Source organism: Zunongwangia mangrovi, from assembly GCF_900112105.1.
Taxonomy (GTDB): domain Bacteria; phylum Bacteroidota; class Bacteroidia; order Flavobacteriales; family Flavobacteriaceae; genus Zunongwangia; species Zunongwangia mangrovi.
Genome location: NZ_FOKV01000006.1, coordinates 14,837 through 35,892, shown reverse-complemented (window position 1 = coordinate 35,892; position 21,056 = coordinate 14,837). Strand labels below are relative to the sequence as shown.

Sequence of the window (21,056 nt, the reverse complement as noted above, 5' to 3'; positions counted from 1 at the left end):
ATGAATGTCAAATTCTTATTTAAGCCGAGTATTCTTGTTTTGTTATTATGCTCTTTAGTGCTGTTTTCCTGTTCTGATAGCAAGAAGGATAATGAATACACCGCTTACTTATTTACGTATTTTACCGGTAATGGCGATGGCGAAGAAGCAATTAGATATGCGATAAGTGAAGATGGCTATAACTTCCATGCTTTAAACAACAACGAACCAATAATAGATTCAGATTCTATAAGCCGAAGCGGTGGTGTTCGTGATCCTCATATTTTAAGAAAAGAGGATGGCAGCGGTTACTACATGGTGGTTACAGATCTTTTAGCACAGAAAGGCTGGACAAACACGGCGATGACGCTATTAAAGTCTGATGATATGCTAAGCTGGTCCAGTACGATTATCGATATTCCACAAACTTATCCAGAATTTTCTGAAGTGATGCGGGTTTGGGCACCACAAACCATTTATGATCCTTCAGCAAAAAAATATATGGTTTACTTCTCGATGTTAGAGCCGGGAAGTTATGATAAGATCTATTATGCTTATGTAAACGAAGATTTTACAGGATTAGAAAGTGCGCCAAAACAGTTGTTTTTTAATCCAAATGAAAAAGCTTCTATAGATGGCGATATTATTAAAAAAGACGACAAATTTTATTTGTTCTATAAAACCGAAGGTGATCGCGATAAAGGAATTAAAGTTGCGATTTCAGATTCTTTAACTTCAGGATATAAAGCAGAACCTGGTAATGTAGACCAAACCGATAAAGCCGTAGAAGGATCTGGAGTTTTCAAATTAATTAATTCTGAAGATTATATCTTGATGTACGATGTGTATATCGACGGGAGTTACCAGTTTACTAAAAGTTCAGATTTAAAGAATTTTGAGATCGTAGATGAAGATATTTCTATGAATTTTCATCCAAGGCATGGTACTGTAATGCCAATTACTACTGAAGAAATGCAGCGTTTACTAAAAGCCTTTCCTTCAGATGATCTTGTTGGCGTAACAGGAGCTTCAAATTCGGCTATAAAAACCAACAATATTGTAATTAAAAGCGATGAAAATACTATTTATCTTCCTGTAAAATATGGGACAGATTTAACCAATTTTGATCCTGAGCTTAAAACACTTCCTGGGGTTGCGGTTTCTCCTGAAGGTGCTCAGGATTTTTCTAATGGGCCGGTTTCTTACGAAATTTCAACTGGTGATGAGGTAACAAGTTTTGAGGTTACCGCAGCAGTTGCCAATAATCCAGTGGTAGAAGGTTATTATGCAGATCCTGAAATTATTTATTCTGAAAAAGATAAAAAATACTATTTATACCCAACCAGCGATGGTTTTACCGGTTGGTCTGGAACTTATTTTAAAACATTTTCTTCTGAAGATCTGGTAAACTGGACGGATGAAGGAGTAATTTTAGATTTGGAAAAAGACGTTGAATGGACCAGCAGAAACGCATGGGCACCAACCATGATCGAAAAAGAAATAGACGGAGCCTACAAATATTTCTATTATTTCACCGCTGCGCAGCAGGTAGGTGTTGCGGTTTCAGATAGTCCAAAAGGACCATTTAAAGATTCTGGAGCGCCACTAATTTCGGAAAAACCAGAAGGTATTCGTGGTGGGCAAAATATCGATCCAGATATTTTTGAAGATCCACAAACAGGAAAAAATTATTTGTACTGGGGCAATGGATTTTTGGGTGTTGTAGAGCTTAATGATGATATGACGACTATAAAAAGTAAAAAACCTAAAGTGATCACTCCAGATGGTACATTTAGAGAAGGCGCTGAAGTATTTTTTAGAAATGGGAAATATTATTTCATGTGGGCTGAAGATGATACCAGAAGCCCTAACTATAAAGTGAGATATGCCACAGCAGATAGTCCGCTTGGCCCGCTTAATATTCCTGAAGATAATATCGTGATCCAAAAGGATGTAGAAAAAGAAATTTTAGCTACAGGTCATAATTCGGTTATCCAAGTGCCTGGAAAAGACGAATGGTATTTGGTATATCATCGTTTTACCCGTCCTAAAGGAGAGGCGATAGGAAGAGCTGCAGGATACCATAGAGAAGTTTCTATCGACAGTCTTAAATTTAACGAAGATGGTTCGATCATTGAAGTTAAGCCGACTTTAGAAGGCATCGCACCTTTACAATAAGACCATGAGAAATTGGATACGATTTTGTATGTTTTTGATGTTTATTTTTGGAATTGTTTCTTGTAAACAAACTGCTTCTGAAAATAAAGCTGAAATAAATTCCGAAGAAAATTCAGACACAAAAAAGCAGGTTCAGGATAAAATGGCCGCTTATTTAATGGTCTATTTTAAGGATAACGACCATAGCCTGCACATGGCTTTAAGTAAAGACGGTAAGAGTTTTACCGATATTAATGAGGGTAAAGCCGTAATTGCCGGCGATACCATTGCTGAACAAAAAGGAATTCGCGATCCTCATATCTATCGCGGGCCAGAAGGGAATTTTTACCTGGCAATGACAGATCTTCATATTTTCGCAAAACTTGACGGACTTCGGGAAACCGAATGGCAACGTGAGGGTGAGAAATATGGCTGGGGAAATAATCGCGGATTTGTACTAATGAAATCTAAGGATCTAATTCACTGGAGTAAAGCAAATGTTCGTTTAGATCAATCTTTTGATGGTTTTGATGAAGTTGGAGCAGCTTGGGCGCCAGAGACGATATTCGATAAAAAAGCGGGTAAATTTATGCTGTATTACACCATGCGAACGGGTAATGAGCGTAATCAGATGTATTATTCGTATGTAAACAAAGAGTTTGATAGTTTACTTTCGCCGCCACAATTGATCTTCGATTATCCAAAAGAAGTCTCTTATATCGATGCCGATATTAGTGAAATTGGAGATAAGTTTCATATGTTTTACACACCGCATGATGGTACGCCTGGAATTAAGCAGGCAGTTTCTTCAGAAATAAATAAAGGATACCAATATCAGGAAAAATGGATCGATGAAGAACCACAAGCTAGTGAAGCGCCAAATGTATGGAAGATCATCGGTGAAGATAAATGGATCTTGATGTATGATATCTACGGAATTCAGCCGCATAACTTTGGATTTTTGGAAACCACAGATTTTGAGAATTTTAAAAATCTGGGACATTTTAATGAAGGAGTGATGAAGGCCACAAATTTTTCTTCACCAAAGCATGGTGCGGTTATTCATCTTAGTCAAAAAGAAGCTGAAAAATTAGCCGATCATTGGAATTTTGACTTTTAAAACCTGAGGTATAAAAGTGAAATTTGGATTGTTAGTCTTGCTATTTCTTTCGCAGTTATCGATTGCCCAAAAAAAAAATGGACGCGTATCTTTTTGCCTATTTTGAAGGCACAGGAAAAGGCGAACTTAGAGAAAGTTTTACCAAAGATTTTTTTCCGCGGCATGGAAGTGTAATTGGTATAACCAAAGAAGAAATAAAACGGCTTAATGATAAATGGGGTGGTGCACCCGCAAAAGAATAAATTAAGATTAATGAAAATGAGAAAAGTTATTTTAGTGATGATATGTTCACTGTTTGGAGTGGGCATTTATGCGCAAAAAGATTCATCTATGGTTTTTAAACCTACACAAAACCCAATCTTTACGCATAAATACACTGCAGACCCTGCTGCTTTTGTAGACGATGATGTACTGTGGTTGTTTACCGGGCACGATTACGAAGGTGGCCAAAAAGGATATAAAATGAAGGATTGGCTGGTGTTTTCTACGAAAGACATGAAAACCTGGGAAGAACATCCTATTCCTTTAAAGATTACAGATTTTAAATGGGCAACAAGTGGAGATGCTTATGCGGGCCACGTAATGAAAAGAAATGATAAATATTATTGGTACATCAGCACAAACTGGAATGGTATAGGCGTTGCTGTTGCAGATAAACCAGAAGGTCCTTACAAAGATGCACTGGGAAAACCATTATTGACTAATGAAGATTGTTTTGCATCTACACATTCCTGGACGTGTATAGATCCTGCAATTTTTATTGATAACGACGACCAGCCCTGGATATTTTGGGGAAATGGAGTTTGCTATTACGCCAAGCTTAAAGATAATATGATAGAGATCGATGGGGAGATCAAGAAAATAGACTTTGAAGGTTTAGAATTTACTGAAGCTCCATGGGTTCACAAAAAAGACGGGAAATATTACCTAACCTATGCTACAGGTTTCCCAGAGAAGATCGCTTATGCTATGGCAGATAATATCGAAGGTCCTTATGAATACAAAGGCATCTTAAACGAGATTGCCGGAAACAGTAATACCAACCACCAGGCGATCGTAGATTTTAATAACGAGTGGTATTTTATTTACCACAATGGAGGAATCCAAACCGATGGTTCCAGCTATAGTAGATCTGTTTGTATCGAAAAAATGGAATACAACGAAGATGGTACTATCAAGCCTATCGTTATGACGACTAAAGGAATTTATGAAGAAGAGTAAATTACCTTAGGGCAAAGCCTACATGGCATTCGTTGGAAATAAATTTTGAATTTCGAGGCAAGCCTCGGGGGTTATACTCTTTGGCTCTGCCAATAAATTATTCTCTATCTGATAGTCCGAGGCCGAGGTCTTCTAGAGATTTTCCTTTGGTTTCGGGCATCATAAATTTCACAAACAATAGTTGTAAAACCATCATAAATGCAAAACAGGCAAATACCCAGCCTGCACCAATACTTCCAAATAAAACTGGTACTAGTGACGGAATAATCGCTGCAAGTACCCAGTGTGTTGAAGATCCAAATGCCTGCCCGCCGGCGCGTAAATGATTGGGGAAAATTTCAGAAATAAAAACCCAAATTACAGAACCCTGCCCAATTGCATGAGCTGCGATAAAAATAAAGATAAAGATAGGGACACTCATCCCACCCCAATCTAAAAAGAAGGCAGCTGAAACCATTGCTAAAGAAACAATATAACCAATAGATCCTATAAACATCAAAGTTCTTCGTCCTAACCGGTCGATTAAAAATAAGGCAAGGAAGGTGAAAATAATGTTGGTCACGCCAACGCCAATACTACTTAATAACGAAGCACTTTCTTCTAAACCGGCTTCTTCAAAAATTCTTGGTGCGTAATAGAGTAGGGCGTTAATTCCCGAAAACTGATTGAAAAAAGCAATAAGAAAAGCTAAGATCAAAGGTTTTCGATATTTCTTCATCAAGATATTTTCTTTGGAAGATTTACCGTGATCTGATTGCCTTTTAATTTCTGCGATCTTGCTGTCTAAATCTTTAGAGGTGTCGATTTTCGCTAAAATAGAACGTGCTTTTTCTATTTTGTCCTGCGAAATTAACCAACGCGGACTCTGCGGAATAACGAGTACCAAAAATGTATAAATTAAAGCAGGTAAAGCTTCCATACCAATCATCCAGCGCCAGGGTTCGCTTCCGGTTTCTCGTAAAAGATAATTTGAAGCATAAGCCGCTAGCATTCCTAAAACAATATTGAATTGATAAAAGGCTACTAATCTTCCCCGATCTTTTTCAGGAGCAATTTCAGAAATATAAGCGGGCGCAGCAATCGTTGAAGCTCCAACTCCTAATCCACCAGTAAAACGAAATATCCCAAAGGTATAAGGATCGTCTACCAGGGCAGATCCCAAAGCTGAAATCACGTATAAAATTCCTATAAAAAATAAACTCTTTTTTCTTCCGAGGAAATTTGTTGGGAAACTTCCAAAGAGTGCTCCGGCAACCGTACCCCATAATGCCATACCAATTACAAAGGTGCCATGAAAGGCATCTGAACTTTGCCAGATTTGTTGTAATTGCTTCTCAGCTCCCGATATCACTACAGTATCGAAACCAAATAGAAATCCTGCAAATGCGGCGCAAAGTGACCAGAGTACGATTTTATTCATTTTGTTAAAATAAAATTTAAATTTTTTTAGAATATAGCCATTTTTATTGAAATGATAATTTAAGCTTTAAAATTTCAGGAATTTGTATTTCAGGAGATTAGTGAAAATACGCAATTATTTGATTCTGATTTTAGGCGGGGTAAAATTGAGACACCTACGAAAACGATATTGTGAAGATTTTATATCTTCGAGTTAAACCTTACATAAATGCTTTTTTAAGTCTATGGATTGAAACTATTTTCGCTGAGTATTAACAACAAAAAAACTAAAAACTATGGCATCTTATTTAAGAACGGAGGAGATTAAAACATCATTGAGGGTATTGGTAAATCAGTATATCGAGGAGTGCACGGATTGTGAAAAAATTCCGCAGGACTTTATCGATTTGCTACGTCATAATTTTTTAGCAAAGTTTGTTTTTTATAACAAGAATGATAAGACTATAGAAATTGGCATTAATCAGGGATCATCGCCACAAGGATATCCAAATATTAAAGTATTTAGTTTCCCTGTGCATAAAGCTACAGAATGGTTGGACGAATCATTTAAAAGTGAAAAGAACGACCTTGAATTCTACGGAAAACTATTAAATAGAAATGAAATTATTAGCTCATCAGAATTAGTGTTGATCTAATAAATACTTAAATGTTGTGATACATGCCCCGGAAGTTTCTTTCGGGGTTTTGTTTTGTCGGCACCGCCAAAGGGTATGATACCTCGAGGTTTGCCTCGAAATTAAATATTTATTCCCAACGAATGCCTTCTATACTTGCCCTAGGTGTTTTACTTATCGAAGTTTTCGTGCTTTTTCAACAAGTGTTTTCACCTGAAGATCACCAAAACCGTAGATGCTTTCTCTTTTACCGAATTCTTTAAAAACAGGAATAAATTCTTCAGTTTTCAGCTCATTCATGATCTCTAAAATTACTTTTACCGGGCGGGCAGGATCATTTTTATGCGGAATTCTTGCAATATGAGCTTCAACAGCTGGAAGCAAAAAAGGAAATTCTTTTTGAAGATTTCTAGCCGCTAGTTTTAATTCTTCCAGATCATTATTTTGATAATATCGCCAGAGTGCTGCAAAATACTGAATGTTATTTATCGATTTTCGATGTTTGTAGGCTTCGATTAATTCGGTTTTACTTAATCCACCAAAACCAAATTGGCTAAGTTTATTTGGCATCACTAAAAAAACCTTGTTCAAATGTGGATTTTCAGCAATTAAGGTGCTTACAAACCAAAAATTAACCTGGCAAAAAAGATCATGCTCAAACCATAGATTAATTTCGCAGTTTTCTTTAATATCTAAGATCTTCTGAAACTCAAATTTTACCTTTTTAAGGTGATTTTCTTCAGTTTCAGCATAAGTTTTAGCAATAAATTCAGCTCTTTTCTTGAAAAATCGGTCAAAATCTGTTTCCTGGGTTGGGCCTTCAATCAAACATTCACGTGCAATGATTAAATCGCCTTTAATTGCGGCGGGAAATTGATGTTTCAAGGCATCGCCGTTTAAAATGTGATATTCAGCTGGCATAATAAGAAATCGAATACCTAAAGATAGTTCATTTTAACGCAAAAAAAGAAATCCCAAATTCAGCAAAAATCAGTCTTGAAATTGCAAAATTTGAGATTCTATTTTTTACCCCTCACTAAGGGGGTGATTTCACTTCGCTTGTCCCAAGGTTCTTGATTTTACCCAACAATGTTGGCTACGATAAGTTTCGCGTGAATACGTGAATTTTCTATAAACCATTTGTGAGTTTCCATTCCGCCGCAAATAACACCGGCAAGATAGATCCCGGGAATATTGGTTTCCATCGTATTTTCGTCGTACATCGGGATGCGCTTACTTTCATCTTTTAGAGAGATCCCTATTTTATTTAAAAACTCGAAATTAGGTCGATATCCGGTTAGAAGCAGCACAAAATCATTTTCGATATGCACTTCGCCGTCTTGGGTTTGTACGATAACTTCGTTCTCTTTAATCTCTGTGATGCTCGAATTAAAATATGCTTTAATGCTTCCTTCTTCAATCCTGTTTACGATATCTGGCCTAACCCAATATTTTACTCGTGGCCCAATATCTTCAGCTCTAACAATCATGGTAACATTTCCGCCTTTTCGATAAATTTCTAAAGCAGCATCTACAGCCGAGTTGCTAGCACCTACAACAATGGTTTTTTGCGTAGCGTAATAATGAGGGTCATTGTAATAATGTGCTACTTTAGGGAGTTCTTCTCCTTGCACGCCAATATAATTTGGGATATCGTAAAAACCAGTAGCTACTACAACATTTTTAGCTTTATACGAACCTTTTGTGGTGATTACTTCTTTTACTGCCGAGTCTGATTTTACTTCAGTAACCTTTTCGAACAGGCGAATGTTCATTTCGTTAGAAGTAGCAATTCTGCGATAATATTCTAATGCTTCAGCTTTTCTTGGCTTAGGATTGGTGCTTATAAAAGGAATTCCGTCTAACTCCAATTTTTCAGAAGTAGAAAAGAAAGTCATATTCGTGGGGTAATAGTAAAGGCTATTCACCAAACAACCTTTTTCCAGGATTACGTAGGATAAGCCATGTTTTTCAGCTTCTAGACCGCATGCAATTCCTATGGGGCCACCACCTATAATTACAATGTCGTAAGTATCGTTATGAGTTTGCAAGATTCTTAAGATCTTTAATAGTTTCTAATTGATTTTCAGCCTTAAAAACAAAACTACCGGCAACCAGAACATCTGCACCAGCTTTTGTTAATTCTAAAGCATTTTTATTGGTTACCCCACCATCGATCTCAATCAAAGTTTCAGCATTTTGATTAAGGATCATTTCTTTTAATCGGCGTACTTTATTGTAGGTATGCTCAATAAAAGATTGTCCGCCAAAACCGGGATTAACGCTCATTATAAGTACTATGTCGATATCTTTTATCACATCTTTCAATAAATCTACATTAGTATGCGGATTTATAGCAACGCCGGCTTTCATTCCTTCGGCTTTTATTGCCTGTAATGTTCGGTGTAGATGTGTACAGGCTTCAAAGTGTACGGTAAGATGATCTGCGCCAAGCGCTGCAAAATCTTTGATGTATCGATCTGGATCTACGATCATAAGGTGTACATCCAAAGGCTTTTTGGCATGTTTTTGAATCGCTTTTAAGACTGGCATTCCAAATGAAATATTGGGAACAAAAACACCATCCATTATATCGATGTGAAACCATTGTGCTTCGCTATTATTAACTGTTTCGATATCGCGTTGCAGGTTAGCAAAATCTGCAGCGAGTAGGGAAGGGGCAATTATCTTTTCTTTCATTGTTACAGAATGTTTCTCTAACAAAAATACTAAGAATATGTTTGACGTGTAAAGATTATGAGGAAAAGCTTAAGCGGCTTCTTTATCGATTTTTAATTGAATATCTTTGAATAACCTAAAGAAAAAAGACCATGATTTTTATCGAAAATGAAGGAAATAACGATCCTTTTTTAAACCTAGCCTTAGAAGAATATATACTTCGGAATTTTAAACAAGGTCAGGATTATTTGTTGTTTTATATCAATGAACCTTCGATTATTATAGGTAGAAATCAAAACACGCTAGAAGAGATCAACCATTCTTATGTTGAAGAAAACAATATCAAGGTAGTCCGCCGAATTTCCGGAGGTGGTGCCGTTTATCACGATTTTGGTAATTTGAATTTCAGTTTTATTACAGATTATGATGTGAAGAGCCTGAATAATTTTAGAAAATTTACAGAACCTGTAATTAAAGTGCTGAATAAAATGGGTGTGCCGGCCGAATTAAAAGGACGTAATGATATCGTAGTTAACGATCGAAAGATCTCGGGAAATGCACAGTTTAGTAGCGTAAAAAGAATGTTTAGTCATGGTACGCTCCTGCTAGATTCAAATTTAGATGAAGTCACCAGGGCGTTACAGGTAAAAATGAGTAAAATTCAGTCTAAAGGACATAAATCTGTTCGTAGCCGTGTCGCTAATATTAGTGAGTTTTTGGAGGAATCTTTAGACATTGAAAGCTTCAGAAGCATTATTCTGAAAGGACTTTACGAAGAACGAGAGGAATTTGAAACCTACCATTTAACTCAAGAAGAATGGGAAGGAGTGCATAAATTGAAGGCTGAAAAGTACGATTCCTGGGATTGGAATTATGGGCGATCACCAAAATTTAATATTCAGCGAACCAAACGATTCAAAATTGGCGAGATCGATCTGCGAATTTTTGTAGATAAAGGCCGAATTGAAGAGTTTAAGATCTTTGGTGATTTCTTTGGTAAAGAACCTGTTACTAACATTGAAAATAGATTGATTGGCGCACGTTACGATAAACCAGAAATAGAATCGCTTTTGGCCGATATTGATACCAAATTTTATTTTGGAGATTTACCAAAAGAAGATTTTATCGATCTAATTTATGGAGAAGATGAGGAATAAATCCTCAGAAAAGTGTGAACTTTAATATTAATCTACAAAAGCTTTTAAAATATTCTTTACAGCAGTTTGCGAAGAGTGATCCAGATTTTTTAGATACTGTAGATAATAGTTTTCGTTAAGCTCTTCAGATTCGTTGTATTTAGATAAAAATTCGCAGGAATACTCATCGTATTGATCTTGTTTGATCTCGCGATTAAAGATTTTGAATAAGTTACGATGCCTGCGGTCTTTCTCTATCTTTTGAAACACATCTTTTACCTTTAGCTCATCACCTTCTAAAACCTGGAAAAAATTACCTTCTGAATATAACAGAAATCCTGTTATGTTGTGATCTGTATTCCAGGATTGTGTCCATGATAGTACTTCATTAATATCTGTTTCTTCAATAGCAGGAGAAGCTGAGCTCACATAGCAAATCGCCCATCGTTTCATATTATTGGATTTATTGGTTAATTATAAATGTATTCAAAAGGCTTCACTTTAAGCCTTAGAAACCCAGGATTAACAAAAGCTTATAAATGAAGCGACCCCGGGTCATCACTCCGGGGTCATTCATCAATCAAAAAACGAACAGTTATTTTCATGGTCGGGTCATCACTCCCGCCACTAAACTGTTGTCATCTTAAATATCTTTAATTCTAAATTTTCAATCTCAATAATTTAATTTAAGCAAAAGTCTGGCCATTTTTTTGGCTTAAAAGACTTCAGCGTAAATCAGTTTCAAATTTAATAAGTTTCATTTAGAAACAATAAATTTTAATTTAACTTTAATCTTTTTAAATATTTAGAAACGTTTCGTCTCTATACAATTTTAATAAAAATAGAATTTAGCAAGTATAAAAAAATATTAAAATCTAAATTTCGATTTTGATGATTTTGAATGTAGAAAGTAAATCAGACTTGTGAACAGCTCAATTTTTGAGGCTAAATCTTGAGTTTATTTAAAATTACAAAAGCTTATAAATGAAGCGACCCCGGGTCATCACTCCGGGGTCATTCATCAATCAAAAAACGAACAGTTATTTTCATGGTTGGGTCATCACTCCCACCACTAAACTGTTGTCATCTTAAATATTTTTAACCTAAATAGGTTTTTAAAATCTTACTGCGAGATGTATGTTTTAATCTTCTAATCGCTTTTTCTTTGATCTGTCTTACACGCTCACGAGTAAGATCAAAAGTTTCGCCAATTTCTTCAAGCGTCATAGGGTGTTGATCTCCTAATCCAAAATATAAGCGAATAACATCAGCTTCACGAGGAGTAAGCGTTTCTAAAGCACGCTCAATCTCTGTTCTTAGCGATTCATGTAAAAGATCTTTATCTGGGTTTGGAGATTCACCAGATCGTAATACATCATATAGGTTAGAATCTTCACCTTCTACCAAAGGAGCATCCATCGATACGTGACGACCAGAGTTTTTCATAGACTCCTTAACGTCATTAATCGTCATATCAAGCTCTTTTGCAATTTCCTCGGCGCTTGGTGGGCGCTCGTGAGATTGCTCTAAGAAAGCAAAAGTTTTATTGATCTTGTTAATAGATCCAATTTTGTTAAGTGGCAAACGTACAATACGAGATTGCTCTGCCAATGCCTGTAAGATAGATTGTCTAATCCACCAAACGGCATAAGATATAAATTTAAAACCACGAGTTTCATCAAAACGTTTCGCAGCTTTTATAAGCCCTAAGTTACCTTCGTTTATAAGATCGGGAAGTGTTAATCCCTGGTTTTGATATTGTTTTGCTACAGAAACCACAAAACGTAAGTTCGCTTTGGTTAATTTCTCTAAAGCACGGTTATCACCCGCTTTAATTCTTTGTGCTAATTCTACCTCTTCGTCTGCGGTAATTAAATCTACTTTACCAATTTCTTGCAAATACTTATCTAGCGAAGCAGTTTCACGGTTAGTTACCTGCTTCGTAATTTTAAGTTGTCTCATCTATCTTCTCCTTGGGTTTTAATTGTGAATAGCTCTTGTATATGTTTATACGTAAGAAGATCAAAAAATGTTACAAAATGTTTATTTAATTTTTATTTGGGCGTTACCCAAAATACTTATTTTGGGTCGGGCTTTCTGCTGCAAGTCCGCGTTGCTTGCAGCAACTACGGGCTTTTCGCTCCAATCCCTAACGCGAAAAGAAGATTGCGATTTTATTCAGAAAAAAGAAAATAAAAAATAATCTGAATATCCTTAATTTGTAATAATTCATTGTTTTCGTCATTCCGGACTTGCCCGTTCGGCAGGCGGGCTTGATCCGGAATCTCTTACTGTATTGAACAATGAACTATTATGATGAGACCCTGAATCAGATCTGCCTGCCGGCAAGGCAGGTTCAGAATGACTACACCTCATTATGATCTATTGCAGATATGCAATTAACAATAAAAAAGGCATCGAATTTCGATGCCTTTTTCTAAGAATATATAATCTAAAGGATTATTTTTTATCTCCTCTTGGTTTGCGATCATCACGTTTGTTGTGATTACGATCTCCACCTTCTTTGCGTTCCGGACGCTCTGGTCTAGGAAGTAAAGCTTTTCTCGAAACTTTCTCTTTTCTGGTCTTTGGATCTACACCAAAGTATTTAACGTCGATAACATCACCAAGATTTACAACATCGGTAACATTATTAGTACGTTCCCAGGCAAGTTCAGAAATATGAAGTAATACTTCGTTTCCTGGAGCCTCAACGTATTCTACTACAGCACCAAAATCAAGAAGTTTAATCACTTTTACTTCGTAAACGCTTCCTTTTTCTGGTTTGAAGGTAATAGAATCGATTTTAGCAAGAACCTTATCGATACCATCCTGGTTTGTACCAAGAATTTCAACTATACCTTCTTCAGTAACAGGATCTTCGTTAATAACGATCTCTGTTTTTGTTTCTTTTTGTAGTTCCTGGATCACTTTTCCACCAGGTCCAATTAATGCACCAATATAATCTCCAGGAATTCTTCTGGTGATGATCTTTGGAGCATGACCTTTTACGTTCGTATTAGGCTCTGCAATCGTATCGGTTAGTTTACCAAGAATATGTAATCTACCGTCACGTGCTTGCTTAAGTGCTTTAACTAAGATTTCGTAAGAAAGTCCTTTAATTTTAATATCCATCTGGCAGGCAGTAATACCATCTGCAGTACCAGTCACTTTAAAGTCCATATCTCCTAAGTGATCTTCATCACCAAGAATATCAGAAAGTACAGCATAATCTTCACCATCAGAAATTAATCCCATAGCGATACCAGAAACTGGTTTTTTAAGCTGAACCCCTGCATCCATTAAAGCCATTGTGCCAGCACAAACAGTTGCCATAGAAGAAGAACCGTTAGATTCTAAAACTTCAGAAACAACACGCACGGTATAAGGGCAATCTGCAGGAATCATTCCTTTTAATGCTCTTTGCGCTAAGTTACCGTGACCAATCTCTCTTCTTGAAGTTCCTCTAATAGGATATGCTTCACCGGTAGAGAAAGGAGGGAAGTTATAATGTAAGTAGAAATTCTCTTCACCCTGATAAGTTGGAAGATCTACCTGGTTAGCCTCACGAGACGTACCTAAAGTTACAGTAGCAAGCGCCTGAGTTTCTCCTCTGGTAAATACAGAAGAACCATGTGGAGAAGGTAAATAATCAACTTCACACCAAATTGGACGAATTTCGTCGGTTTTTCTACCGTCAAGTCTAATTCCTTCTTTTAGTGTAAGATCACGAACAGCATTTTTATGAGCAGCAGCAAAATAACCAGAGATCATTTTACCTTTCTCTTCTAATTCTTCTTCAGAGAACATAGCCAATACTTCGTCTTTTAGATCTGAAAAAGCCTGACTTCTTTCTTTTTTGCTAGTTCCGCCTTTAGCGATATCGTATGCTTTCTGGTAAGTAGCTTCATGAATTTTCTTTTCAAGATCTTCATCTGTTTCGGCTACTTCATACTCACGAGTTTCTTTTTTGCCAAATGCTTCAGCAAGTTTGGTTTGAGCTTCACACTGAACTTTAATAGCTTCATGTGCGAATTTAATAGCCTCTGCCATTTCTTCTTCTGAACATTCGTCCATTTGTCCTTCAACCATCATTACAGAGTCTGCAGAAGCACCAACCATGATATCCATGTCTGCTTCATCCAGTTTCTCTCTACTTGGGTTAAGAACAAATTCGCCATTAATTCTTGCAACTCTTGCTTCTGAAATTGGAGTTTCAAAAGGAATGTCTGATAATTGAATAGCGGCAGATGCGGCAAGTCCTGCTAATGCGTCTGGCATAACTTCGTCGTCATGAGACATTAACTGGATCATTACCTGAGTTTCAAATTTATAGTCTTTAGGGAAAAGTGGACGCAGTACACGGTCTACTAAACGCATTACTAAAATTTCTTCGCTACTTGGTCTTGCTTCTCTTTTAAAGTACCCTCCAGGGAAAAGTCCTGCAGCAGCAAATTTTTCACGGTAATCTAATGTTAATGGAAAGAAATCCATTGTAGTTGGCGTGTACGAAGACACTACAGTACAAAGTAACATTGCGTTACCCATTTGTACAACAACAGAACCATGAGCCTGTTTTGCCAATTTACCGGTCTCGAGAGAAATGGTTCTACCATCTCCTAAATCGATAACCTCCTTAAATGTTTTTGGAATCATAATAATTTCGAATTCTTGATCTGAATAACTTCACCAGATCTATATTAGTTAAACATATGGTCTTTCCGTCTTTATCTGGACGGCCAGGAGTTGTGTTGTTGTCGTTGCAGGCAGACCAATGAAAAACTACCCTTACTTGGGTGACAATTTCTAAAATAGGAGTGATCCTATATTGTAAAGAACTTATTTTTGGGTATTTACAGCTACCCGGGCTGTATAAAAAAAGGGGGCAAAAAGCCCCCTGAAAATTATTTTCTTAATCCTAATTCCTTAATGATCGCACGATATCTCATGATATCCTTTTTCATTAAGTAATCAAGAAGTCTTCTTCTTTTTCCTACAAGACCAACAAGAGAACGCTCTGTGTTGAAGTCTTTACGATTGCTTTTTAAATGCTCAGACAAATGAGAAATTCTGTAAGTGAATAATGCAATTTGTCCTTCAGCTGAACCAGAATCGTTTTTACCGTTTCCGTACTTTTCGAAGATTTCTTCCTTCTTTTCTTTAGTTAAATACATTCCAATATTATTTAAATGATTTTTATGTATTGACAGCTTTTCTGTCAGGCCGCAAATGTACTACTTTTTTGTACAAATACTATTTATTTTTTAAATATTATTTTACCGATAATTAAGCTCTTACCGGTTGATTTTGAATAAGATCCAGGTAAAGATTTACCTTGTTCTTAAGTTCAGATCTTTTGGTGATAAAATCTAAAAAGCCGTGTTCCTTTAAAAATTCTGAAGTCTGGAAGTCTTTAGGAAGATCTTTACCAGTAGTGTCTTTAACCACACGAGGGCCGGCAAATCCAATAAGTGCTCCAGGTTCAGAAATATTAATGTCTCCTAACATTGCAAAGGAAGCGGTTGTTCCTCCTGTAGTAGGATCTGTACATAAAGAAATATAAGGAAGTTTAGCTTCAGCCAATTGCGCTAATTTTACTGAAGTTTTAGCTAACTGCATTAAAGAAAGTGCTGCTTCCTGCATTCTGGCTCCACCAGATTTAGAAATGATCATAAAAGGCAGGTTATTCTGAATTGCATAATCTGCTGCGCGAGCGATTTTCTCACCAACTACAGATCCCATAGAACCTCCAATAAATTTAAAGTCCATACAGGCAATAACCAGTTCTTTACCTTTAGATTTTCCTACTGCTGTTCTTACAGCGTCTTTAAGTCCAGTTTTATCCTGGGCGGTTTTTAAGCGATCAGTATATTTTTTGGTGTCCTTAAAGCTAAGAGGGTCTTTGGCAGAAAGTCCTTTATCCAGTTCTTTATATTTATTATCATCAAAAAGGATCTGGAAATATTCATTACTTCCTATTCTTACGTGATAACCATCCTCTGGACTTACATAGAAATTGCTTTCTAGTTGTTCTGCATCAACGATTTTTCCTGTTGGGGACTTATACCATAAGCCTTTTGGAACATCTTTTTTCTCCTCAGTAGGGGTTTGGATACCTTTTTGTGTTCTTTTAAACCAAGCAGCAGCCATAGTATTTCAAGTTTTTATCTCTTTTGTTCAGTCAACGTCATTTACAAAAGAGCAATTAATATCAAAAAATAAAAACAGCTGAAATTTAATAATCTCAGCTGTTTATTAAGCTTATTCTTATAAAGTATTTACGTTGTTAAGATCTTCGAAAGCTTTCTTTAAACGAGCTTTAAAAGTAAGTTCTCCTTCACGAACCCATTTTCTAGGATCGTAGTACTTTTTGTTTGGAGAATCTTCACCTTCAGGATTACCAATTTGCGCAGCAAGATAATCTTTGTTTTCGCTCATGTAGTCTCTAATTCCTTCTAGGTATGCGTATTGAAGATCTGTATCGATGTTCATTTTAATAACTCCGTATCCAATAGCCTCACGAATTTCTTCTACAGTAGATCCACTACCACCGTGGAATACAAAGTCGATGTGGTTTTCTTCAACATTGTATTTTTTAGTGATATATTCCTGAGAGTCTTTAAGGATCGTTGGAGTAAGTTTTACGTTTCCTGGCTTATAAACACCGTGAACGTTACCAAAAGCAGCAGCAATAGTAAACTGGTCACTAACTTTGCTTAATTCTTCGTAAGCATAAGCTACTTCTTCTGGCTGAGTGTAAAGTTTAGAAGCATCAACATCGCTATTGTCAACTCCGTCTTCTTCACCACCGGTAATACCCAATTCAATTTCAAGAGTCATTCCCATTTTGCTCATACGCTCAAGATATTTTTTACAAATCTCAAGGTTTTCTTCAATTGGCTCCTCACTTAAATCGATCATGTGAGAACTGTAAAGAGGTTTTCCGGTTTTTTCGAAATGCGCTTCACTGGCATCTAATAATCCGTCTATCCAAGGTAAAAGTTTCTTGGCACAGTGGTCTGTGTGCATAATAACTGTAGCTCCATAAGCTTCAGCTAATGTTTGTACATGCTTAGCACCAGCAACACCACCAGCGATGGCAGCTTTTTGATCTTCGTTAGAAAGACCTTTACCAGCGTTAAATTGTGCACCTCCGTTAGAAAATTGAATAATAACAGGAGAATTTAATTCAGCAGCAGTTTCTAATACAGCATTAATACTGCTTGAACTAATTACGTTTACAGCAGGAAGGGCAAAGCCTTTCTCTTTAGCGTAATTGAATATTTCTTGTACTTCCTTTCCGGTTGCTACACCAGGTTTAATGTTGTGACTCATAATTTAAGTTGAATTAGGTTTACAAAAATAATAAAATAAACTGGCTTAGAAAGGATAATTGATACCAACATTGTACACGGCACTACCAAAATTATACTCTTTAAACCATCTGTCGCCTAATGATCTGGCAGGATTGTAGGTTTTAAATCCTATATCAAAACGAAGGATAAAGAAATTAAAGTCGTATCGTAAGCCAAAACCAGAACCTACAGCGAGGTCTTGCAGATCTGAGAAGGATGTAAAAGTAGAAGCTTCATCTTCTACAATATCCAAAACGTTCCAAATATTACCAATATCTACAAAAAATGCACTGTTCAAAGATCCAAATAGATTGTAGCGATGTTCAATGTTAAAAGCAAGTTTCATGTTTGCTTCATTAAACTCGTTACGTCCACCGCTGCTTCCAGGGCCAAGATCATAAGCTTGCCATGCACGATTATCGTTGGGTCCACCTGCAAAGAAACTTCTCGTAAATGGGATACTATTGGCATTTCCGTAGGGAATTGCTACACCACCAAATGCTCTAACGGCAAAAATATTATCGTGACCCAGATCCCAATGTTTTATAAAATCGATCTCTGGTTTGATGTATTGTGAGAAGTTTACTCCTAGAACATCATAATTTCCATTTTCATTTTTATCGAGATCTGCAACACTGGCAACAGCAGATAAAAAGTTTCCGGCGGTCTCAATTTTGAATCTGAATCTGGTAAATTCACGATCGTAAAGATTGTCTTTTGTATTCCACAGATAGGTGAAATTAGAGGCAAAAATCAGGTTGTTTTCTGTCAGTCGCTGTTTTCTTTCGCCAATATTTCTAACAATCTGGGATTGATTATCTGTTAATCCCGTCGTGACACTTCTGTTATTCTGAACATCATCAATAAATGCATCGGCACCGTTTGGGATGGTAAGATTTCCGCTTCCGTTTAGATAGGCCGGATCTGTAACCACATTAACCGAATTTACCACTTCATTTAGATCCTGATAAGAGCTACGATATACATTAAAATAATTTGCTGCATTCAGGTTTCTTACATATTGAATATCTAACAGATCGAAACTGTTCGACAATCTTCTCGACGGCGTCCATTTATAATTTAATGCTCCTGTAATATTTTGTTTATCTAGCCCAATATTAGTTTGTGTACTTACCCCAAGACTTAATGAAGTAAATGGAGACATATATTTAGGGATAAATTTTTCAGTATTAAAAGGCAGGAATATTCTTGGGAAACTAAGGCTTACATCAGCTCCAATTTCGGTAATATCAAAAAAGCGATCCTGGTCGCTGGTCGTTACTGCATCTTTAGAAGAACCTATGCTTCCGCGTGCAGAGATTTCAAAATTTTCAGCTCCACCAAAAACATTTCTAATTAAAAGAGAACCACCAAATCCTATCCCAAATTGTTGAATATTAGATTGGGAAACATCAAAATCGAATCCAAGAGAATATTTTTGCTGCGGCGTTAAAAATATATTCGTGATCAAATCTGTTCCGGTACTATCTGCCGGATCTGGCATGTACTGGATGTTTGGATATTTAAAAACGCGATAAGAATTTAATCGGCTATAGGTTCGGGTACGATCGATATCACGGTAAATTCGCCCCGGTCTAATAAATACAGCATCTGTAATTGCTTCTGGTTTAAAATCTAACTCATCATAAGAGTAGAGATAAAAGTCTCCTTTAACCTGAGCGCTATCTAAAAGCGGTTTATTCTTATTAAGGAATTTATAGTCGGTAATAATATTTACACGGCTAATTTTGTGAATTTTAAAGGTGTTTTTTACCGTATCTTCTTCGTTAGTTGGTAAATCACTAATAATCACACTCGTGTTTACATTGTTATTAGTATTGATCGTATCGGCGTCGAAACTTATATATTCCTGTTCAAAATTATAAACTCCGTTGTTTCTGAAAAGTGAGGTTAGACGATCCCTTTCTGCATTAAAATCTAATGTTTTATACTGCACGCCAGATTTTATGATCGAATTCTGGTCATGTTCATTATAAATTGAATCCAATACCGGTGAGCTGATTCTGGTTTTAATAGAATCGATATCGTAAGGTGTCCCGGTCTCTACAAAATATTCTACTCGCGCTCTTTTTTCTTTCCTAAGCGGAATAACCTCAGAAGAAGTTTCTACATTAAACCAACCATTATTCCAATAATAGGCTTGTAATTCTTCTTCAGAATCTTCTATATCTTCATTGCGCACTGTTACCGGAGCTTCACCGGTGCGCTTAATCCAGGCGTTAAAATCTTTTTTATTCTGAATTAACTGATCAAACTGTTTTCTGGAAAGACGGTTTACTAATCTTCTGAATTTAACCGAGTCCTGAATATATTTTCGATCTAAAATAGAATCGATATTTGGGCGGGCTAGATTATAAAAATGCAATCGTAATGGAATACCTAGCAACCGCGTATTGGGCTCTTTATCTAATTGATTATAGATGCTCGCCTGGCTAATTTTATCACCATTTACATAAATTTCGTTCCTCTCTAATAGTTGCTGGTTATCGTCAAGGCGTTTTACTGCGTCGCACGAAAACAGAATAAGAGATACTAAAAAAAATAATGATATTTTTGCGAAAAGCCTTTTCAAACAGTAGTTTTTAAAGTGATCAAAAATACATTTTTTGGATGGTTAGTAAAAGCCAAATTAAATTAATAACGAGCCTTGCTCAAAAAAAGTACCGACAAAAAAACGGACTTTTTGTTGCTGAAGGGATCAAAGTGATTCGGGAGCTTTTAAATTCTGATTTTCAGCTGGAAAAATTATTTGCTTCAGAGGCGATTTTCGATGTTTCTGAGGATCAATTTATCTTGGCTGAAGAACGCGAGCTTAAGAAGATCAGTTTTCTTAAAACGCCGCAAACTGCTTTGGCACTTTTTAAAATTCCGCAGCAAAAATTAGAAGTTTTAGACGATCTAACACTCGCTTTAGATGGCGTTCGTGATCCCGGAAATTTGGGAACTATTATTAGGCTTTGTGATTGGTTTGGCGTGAAAAACCTGGTGTGTAGCCAGGACACGGTAGATTGTTTTAATCCCAAAGTGATCCAATCTACCATGGGATCGATCACCAGGGTAAATGTGGTTTATAAAAATCTGTCTGAATTCTTGCAATCTCAGGATCTGGTGAGCTACGGAACCTTTATGGAAGGTGAAAATGTATATCAAAAAACACTTCAGCAAAAAGCTGTGTTGGTGATGGGAAATGAAGCGAACGGAATTACTTCAGAAATAGAACAATTGATTTCAGAAAAAATAAGTATTCCTCAATTTGGCCAATCTCAGGAAACCGAAAGTTTAAATGTGGCGACGGCAACAGCAATTTTCCTTAGTGAATTCCGAAGAAAATAAACTTTAGGTTTTCAGAAAAAGG

General features: G+C 36.4%; 18 protein-coding genes. 7 read left to right on the top strand and 11 right to left on the bottom strand.

Annotation, left to right across the window (positions count from 1 at the left end; all coding sequences use genetic code 11):
* From BM201_RS13090 to BM201_RS13080, 4 genes are all read left to right on the top strand, one after another.
* Positions 1-2,157: a glycoside hydrolase family 43 protein gene (locus BM201_RS13090; RefSeq protein WP_092543359.1), complete on the top strand. Its 2,157-nt coding sequence runs from the start codon at positions 1-3 to the stop codon at positions 2,155-2,157.
* A gap of 4 nt (positions 2,158-2,161) precedes the next feature.
* On the top strand, positions 2,162-3,256 hold the full coding sequence (locus BM201_RS13085) for a glycoside hydrolase family 43 protein (RefSeq protein WP_092543357.1): 1,095 nt from the start codon (positions 2,162-2,164) through the stop codon (positions 3,254-3,256).
* Positions 3,257-3,333: 77 nt separating this feature from the next.
* Entirely contained in the window at positions 3,334-3,498 is a 165-nt protein-coding gene (locus BM201_RS18055; protein ID WP_217643064.1) for a hypothetical protein, read from the top strand.
* Between the two features lie 16 nt (positions 3,499-3,514).
* Positions 3,515-4,477: a glycoside hydrolase family 43 protein gene (locus BM201_RS13080; RefSeq protein ID WP_092543640.1), complete on the top strand. Its 963-nt coding sequence runs from the start codon at positions 3,515-3,517 to the stop codon at positions 4,475-4,477.
* 97 nt (positions 4,478-4,574) lie between these two features.
* On the opposite strand, the gene BM201_RS13075 is transcribed toward BM201_RS13080, so the two are convergent.
* Positions 4,575-5,897, bottom strand: a complete 1,323-nt coding sequence (locus BM201_RS13075) for a sugar porter family MFS transporter (RefSeq protein ID WP_092543355.1) — start codon at positions 5,895-5,897, stop codon at positions 4,575-4,577.
* 274 nt (positions 5,898-6,171) lie between these two features.
* On the opposite strand from BM201_RS13075, the gene BM201_RS13070 reads away from it, so the two are divergent.
* Entirely contained in the window at positions 6,172-6,531 is a 360-nt protein-coding gene (locus BM201_RS13070; protein ID WP_092543353.1) for a hypothetical protein, read from the top strand.
* A gap of 153 nt (positions 6,532-6,684) precedes the next feature.
* Here BM201_RS13070 and BM201_RS13065 read toward each other — a convergent pair whose 3' ends face one another.
* From BM201_RS13065 to rpe, 3 genes are all read right to left on the bottom strand, one after another.
* The gene (locus tag BM201_RS13065) at positions 6,685-7,395 is read right to left on the bottom strand and encodes a DUF1835 domain-containing protein (protein ID WP_245758639.1); all 711 of its coding nucleotides are present in this window, start codon (positions 7,393-7,395) and stop codon (positions 6,685-6,687) included.
* 194 nt (positions 7,396-7,589) lie between these two features.
* Positions 7,590-8,561, bottom strand: a complete 972-nt coding sequence (locus BM201_RS13060) for a YpdA family putative bacillithiol disulfide reductase (RefSeq protein WP_092543349.1) — start codon at positions 8,559-8,561, stop codon at positions 7,590-7,592.
* Entirely contained in the window at positions 8,548-9,210 is a 663-nt protein-coding gene (gene rpe, locus BM201_RS13055; RefSeq protein ID WP_084840903.1) for a ribulose-phosphate 3-epimerase, read from the bottom strand. Before rpe ends, BM201_RS13060 begins: the two co-directional genes overlap by 14 nt.
* A gap of 131 nt (positions 9,211-9,341) precedes the next feature.
* On the opposite strand from rpe, the gene BM201_RS13050 reads away from it, so the two are divergent.
* The gene (locus BM201_RS13050; protein WP_092543347.1) at positions 9,342-10,346 is read left to right on the top strand and encodes a lipoate--protein ligase; all 1,005 of its coding nucleotides are present in this window, start codon (positions 9,342-9,344) and stop codon (positions 10,344-10,346) included.
* 27 nt (positions 10,347-10,373) lie between these two features.
* On the opposite strand, the gene BM201_RS13045 is transcribed toward BM201_RS13050, so the two are convergent.
* The 7 genes from BM201_RS13045 to tamL form a co-directional block, all read right to left on the bottom strand.
* The gene (locus BM201_RS13045; protein WP_092543345.1) at positions 10,374-10,778 is read right to left on the bottom strand and encodes a BLUF domain-containing protein; all 405 of its coding nucleotides are present in this window, start codon (positions 10,776-10,778) and stop codon (positions 10,374-10,376) included.
* A 645-nt stretch (positions 10,779-11,423) separates the two neighbouring features.
* Positions 11,424-12,287 carry a sigma-70 family RNA polymerase sigma factor gene (locus BM201_RS13040; protein ID WP_013070425.1) on the bottom strand — a complete coding sequence of 288 codons (864 nt, stop codon included), beginning with the start codon at positions 12,285-12,287 and terminating at the stop codon, positions 11,424-11,426.
* Positions 12,288-12,785: 498 nt separating this feature from the next.
* Complete coding sequence (locus BM201_RS13035) at positions 12,786-14,981, bottom strand: polyribonucleotide nucleotidyltransferase (RefSeq protein WP_092543343.1); 2,196 nt, start codon at positions 14,979-14,981, stop codon at positions 12,786-12,788.
* Positions 14,982-15,229: 248 nt separating this feature from the next.
* Positions 15,230-15,499, bottom strand: a complete 270-nt coding sequence (gene rpsO, locus BM201_RS13030) for a 30S ribosomal protein S15 (RefSeq protein WP_084840898.1) — start codon at positions 15,497-15,499, stop codon at positions 15,230-15,232.
* A 112-nt stretch (positions 15,500-15,611) separates the two neighbouring features.
* The gene (gene accD, locus BM201_RS13025; protein WP_092543341.1) at positions 15,612-16,475 is read right to left on the bottom strand and encodes an acetyl-CoA carboxylase, carboxyltransferase subunit beta; all 864 of its coding nucleotides are present in this window, start codon (positions 16,473-16,475) and stop codon (positions 15,612-15,614) included.
* 117 nt (positions 16,476-16,592) lie between these two features.
* The gene (fbaA, locus tag BM201_RS13020; protein ID WP_092543339.1) at positions 16,593-17,660 is read right to left on the bottom strand and encodes a class II fructose-bisphosphate aldolase; all 1,068 of its coding nucleotides are present in this window, start codon (positions 17,658-17,660) and stop codon (positions 16,593-16,595) included.
* 45 nt (positions 17,661-17,705) lie between these two features.
* A complete protein-coding gene (gene tamL / locus BM201_RS13015) occupies positions 17,706-20,273 on the bottom strand; it encodes a translocation and assembly module lipoprotein TamL (RefSeq protein ID WP_092543337.1) in 2,568 nt (855 codons plus the stop codon).
* A gap of 38 nt (positions 20,274-20,311) precedes the next feature.
* On the opposite strand from tamL, the gene BM201_RS13010 reads away from it, so the two are divergent.
* A complete protein-coding gene (locus BM201_RS13010; RefSeq protein WP_092543335.1) occupies positions 20,312-21,034 on the top strand; it encodes a TrmH family RNA methyltransferase in 723 nt (240 codons plus the stop codon).
* The last annotated feature ends 22 nt before the right edge of the window (positions 21,035-21,056 follow it).

Excerpts from the sequence above, each read along its gene's own strand:
- BM201_RS13075 (WP_092543355.1), bottom strand. The coding sequence starts at position 5,897 with ATGAATAAAATCGTACTCTGGTCACTTTGCGCCGCATTTGCAGGATTT.
- BM201_RS13085 (WP_092543357.1), top strand. The coding sequence starts at position 2,162 with ATGAGAAATTGGATACGATTTTGTATGTTTTTGATGTTTATTTTTGGA.
- rpsO (WP_084840898.1), bottom strand. The coding sequence starts at position 15,499 with ATGTATTTAACTAAAGAAAAGAAGGAAGAAATCTTCGAAAAGTACGGA.
- BM201_RS13090 (WP_092543359.1), top strand. The coding sequence starts at position 1 with ATGAATGTCAAATTCTTATTTAAGCCGAGTATTCTTGTTTTGTTATTA.
- BM201_RS13010 (WP_092543335.1), top strand. The coding sequence starts at position 20,312 with ATGGTTAGTAAAAGCCAAATTAAATTAATAACGAGCCTTGCTCAAAAA.
- BM201_RS13035 (WP_092543343.1), bottom strand. The coding sequence starts at position 14,981 with ATGATTCCAAAAACATTTAAGGAGGTTATCGATTTAGGAGATGGTAGA.
- rpe (WP_084840903.1), bottom strand. The coding sequence starts at position 9,210 with ATGAAAGAAAAGATAATTGCCCCTTCCCTACTCGCTGCAGATTTTGCT.
- fbaA (WP_092543339.1), bottom strand. The coding sequence starts at position 17,660 with ATGAGTCACAACATTAAACCTGGTGTAGCAACCGGAAAGGAAGTACAA.
- BM201_RS13070 (WP_092543353.1), top strand. The coding sequence starts at position 6,172 with ATGGCATCTTATTTAAGAACGGAGGAGATTAAAACATCATTGAGGGTA.
- BM201_RS18055 (WP_217643064.1), top strand. The coding sequence starts at position 3,334 with ATGGACGCGTATCTTTTTGCCTATTTTGAAGGCACAGGAAAAGGCGAA.
- accD (WP_092543341.1), bottom strand. The coding sequence starts at position 16,475 with ATGGCTGCTGCTTGGTTTAAAAGAACACAAAAAGGTATCCAAACCCCT.
- BM201_RS13080 (WP_092543640.1), top strand. The coding sequence starts at position 3,515 with ATGAGAAAAGTTATTTTAGTGATGATATGTTCACTGTTTGGAGTGGGC.
- BM201_RS13050 (WP_092543347.1), top strand. The coding sequence starts at position 9,342 with ATGATTTTTATCGAAAATGAAGGAAATAACGATCCTTTTTTAAACCTA.
- BM201_RS13040 (WP_013070425.1), bottom strand. The coding sequence starts at position 12,287 with ATGAGACAACTTAAAATTACGAAGCAGGTAACTAACCGTGAAACTGCT.
- BM201_RS13045 (WP_092543345.1), bottom strand. The coding sequence starts at position 10,778 with ATGAAACGATGGGCGATTTGCTATGTGAGCTCAGCTTCTCCTGCTATT.